This window comes from Geobacillus sp. WSUCF-018B (genome assembly GCF_002809985.1).
GTDB lineage: Bacteria > Bacillota > Bacilli > Bacillales > Anoxybacillaceae > Geobacillus > Geobacillus thermophilus.
In genome coordinates, this window is sequence record NZ_PIJF01000097.1 from 1 (window position 1) to 3,537 (window position 3,537).

The following is a 3,537-nucleotide window of genomic DNA, read 5'->3' on the forward strand; positions in this document are numbered from 1 at the left end:
GTTTGTCAACTACATCCACGAACGTCCGGAGGAAGTGCTGCAGCGCTTAGGGTGTGCAGGATGACTGAGAAGTTAACTCTTCATGTTGCATGTATATAGATATATTAACAAGTTGGCATCAAGAATCAAGTAAGGTGCTAGCGAAAAAACCGCATCATGCCATATTTTCTTTTGAACAAACGATCCAAAAATATATAGTAATGTCTCCGCTTTTTCTAAGCAAGTAGCACTTTGCGGAGTGCAAAACGGAAATGTATTACAATTCTTTCTTCATATAATATGAAATTCCTTTGTACGTTTCCATAAAAAACGACCTCCCAATCGAGGCTGGGAGATCGTTTTCTTTAACCGCTATGCTTCATTTTTCTCGTTTCCTTATCAAACAAACTGTATACGACAGGGATGACGAACAATGTCAAAAAGGTGCTGCTAATTAAGCCGCCGATGACGGTGATGGCCAATGGCTGGTTCATTTCCGCTCCTTCGCCAATGCCAAACGCCAGCGGCAGCAACCCTAAAATCGTTGTCAAGGCCGTCATCAAAATCGGACGGACGCGCAATTTCACCGATGTGACAATCGCATCGTAGCTCGCCAAACCTTTTTCTTTCATTTGATTAATGTAATCAACAATCACGATCGCGTTGTTGACGACGATACCCGCAAGTACGATGACGCCGATAATCGCCATAACGCTAACTGGCGTTTTCGTTGCCATTAAGCCAAGCGCGACACCGATGGCCATCAGCGGCACGGTGAACATAATGACAAACGGATATTTCAGCGATTCAAATTGCGCCGCCATGACAAGGTACACGAACGTAATCGCTAAGGCAAAGGCAAGCAGCAAATCACCCAACGCCGATTCTAACAATTCGCGGTCGCCGCCAAAGACGATTTCCGTCTCTTCCGGAAGATGCAATTTCGCGATTTCTTTATCGACAATCGCGGACATCTCCCCTAAATTCGTCGTGTTTTTGTATTTTAATGTAAACTGAACGGCGTATTGCTCATCGATGCGATGAATTTGAACCGGGCTTTTCCCGATCGTAATATCCGCAATGTCGCCAAGCGGAATAAACGTGCCGTCTTGCTTTTTGATCAGCAGTTTTTTCAAATTGTCGACCGAGTTTTTCACCGATTCGTCGTATTCGACGTTAACGTTGTACAAATTCGACTCTTTATCAAGCATGCGTGTCGCCGTCACACCGCGTGTCATATCGTTGACCATCGTCGCCACTTGCGCTGGAGTAAACCCTTGCGCGAGCGCTTTTTCGCGATCGACTTTGATTTGAATTTCGTCGACTGTTTCCGAAATATCGGTCGTCAGTTCGTTCACTTCATCGAGTTTGCTTAAGCGGTCGTATATTTTTTCCACCGCTTTTTCCAGCCGCGCTTCATTCGTATCTTTCACGCTGAACACAAGCGTATTCGGCGTACTTCCTGCAGTCGATTGCAAGTTGATCGATACTTCCGCCGTTTGATTCGCTTTTTTCGCTGCCTGTTCCATATCGTTCTTTATGTCATCGACAACGTCAAATACGGAACGGTCTCGCTCGTCCAAGTCTTTCATTTTCACATATATTTCAGCAACATTGCTTTGCGATGTACCGCGGAACGCCTGCTCCTGCGTCGAGCCGATTAAGCTGACATACGCATCAATTTCTTTTACTTTTTTCAACTCGTCTTCAATGGCAGAAACAACCTTTTCCGTTTCGCGGAGGGCGCTGCCGTTGGCAAGGTTGACGCGGATGGAGAAAAAGCCTTCATCCGTATTCGGCAAAAACTGCATGCCGACTTTCGTAACGCCAAATAACCCGAAAGCTAACGTACCGATCGCAAGCAACAACACAATGATCCGATGGCGCAGCGACCATCTCACTATCTTGTCCAGACCGACAAGCATGCGCGAAGACTGGCGTTTTTCCTCGATGTTTTCGCGAGGCGGTTTTAACCAGCGGCTCGCCAGCATCGGCACGACCGTCAATGCCACGAACAATGACGCAAGCAAGCTAAACGAAATCGTTAACGCAAATTCGGTAAACAAATCGCCGATTAATCCCGTAATGAAAATGACTGGTACAAACACGGCCACCGTTGTCAACGTGGACGCGGTGATCGCAGCGCCGACTTCTTTTACCCCGTCTCTTGCCGCTTGTTTCGGATCTTTCCCCATTGATAAATGGCGGTAAATATTTTCGATCACGACAATCGAGTTATCGACGAGCATTCCGATACCGAGCGCAAGACCGCCAAGCGTCATCATGTTTAACGTAAAATCAGCAAAATACATTAACACAAACGTCACGATGACCGAATACGGAATCGCGATGCCGATAATAAGCGGGCTTTTTGCACTGCGCAAGAATAAAAACAGCACCAGCATCGCGAATACTCCGCCAAGAACGAGCGACTGAAAAATGTTCTGAATCGTCCGCTGAATAAAATCGCCTTGGTCAAATAAAACATCCGCATGAACCGCCGAAAATTTTTTCGTATCCAACAATTCGTTCAAGCGTTTTTCGAACGCTTTCGACACTTCTGCTGTATTGGCATCCGCTTTTTGCAGCACGCTTAATAATACAGAAGGCTTCTCGTTCGTGCGCGTAATCGTATCTTCTTTTTCCGGCACAATCGCAATATCGGCGATATCTTGCAAACGAACTTTTTCGCCGTTGAGCGGATTCACCGTGACAACGAGCTGTTTTAACGTATCAATGGAGTCGATCGTGCTGATAATCCGGGTCGTTAACTGCTTATCATCGATCACGACCGTCTCGCCTGGAAGCGAAATATCGTTGGCGGAGATAAAGTTGGCAATATCTTGCTGGCTCAGCTTATACGTTTTTAATTTCTCCTGGTCCAACAGCACCCGCACGTTTTTCGTCAACGTGCCGGAAACATTCACACTGGCGACCCCTTCTACCTTCGTCAGCTCTGCTCGCAGCTGATCCGCTAATTGTTTTAAAAGTTCCTCGTTCCCTTTCTTCGATGTTAATGTTAGCTGAATAATCGGGAACTGTGACGGGTCAAACTTCAAAAACCGCGGCTTGTTGACATCATCCGGAAGCGCCGTCTGATCGATCCGCTGCAATACATCGTTTTGCACATCATCAATCGATGTCGACCACGAAAACTGCAGCAAAATCAAATTAGAACCTTCCTGCGATGTCGATGTGATCGACTTTAGCCCAGGCAATGTCGACAAATTCGCCTCCAGCGGCTTCGTGACTTTCTCAAGCACTTCCTTCGGTCCCGCCCCTGGATAGCTCGTTACGACCACCCCGACTGGCGGATTAATATCCGGGATCAGCTTCATCGGGATATTGAACAGCGACACTGCTCCTAAAATCAACACTAAAATCATCGAAACGAGCGTAAAAACCGGTCTTCGTATCGAAAAGTCACTGATTTTCATCGTCTTCCCCCTCTTATGTAAACAACTGTAGATGAGCATTTTTCATTACAATAATTTCCATGGTTAGAGAGACAAACAGGGTACCCCTTACGCGATACGGAGCTGTTTTTTGATCACATCA

Annotated in this window: 1 protein-coding gene; it reads right to left on the reverse strand. The window is 46.4% G+C overall.

The annotated features are described in order from the left end of the window. Positions 1–344: 344 nt before the first annotated feature. Entirely contained in the window at positions 345–3,416 is a 3,072-nt protein-coding gene (locus CV944_RS16425; protein ID WP_063329754.1) for an efflux RND transporter permease subunit, read from the reverse strand. Positions 3,417–3,537: the final 121 nt, after the last annotated feature.

Excerpts from the sequence above, each read along its gene's own strand:
- CV944_RS16425 (WP_063329754.1), bottom strand. The coding sequence starts at position 3,416 with ATGAAAATCAGTGACTTTTCGATACGAAGACCGGTTTTTACGCTCGTT.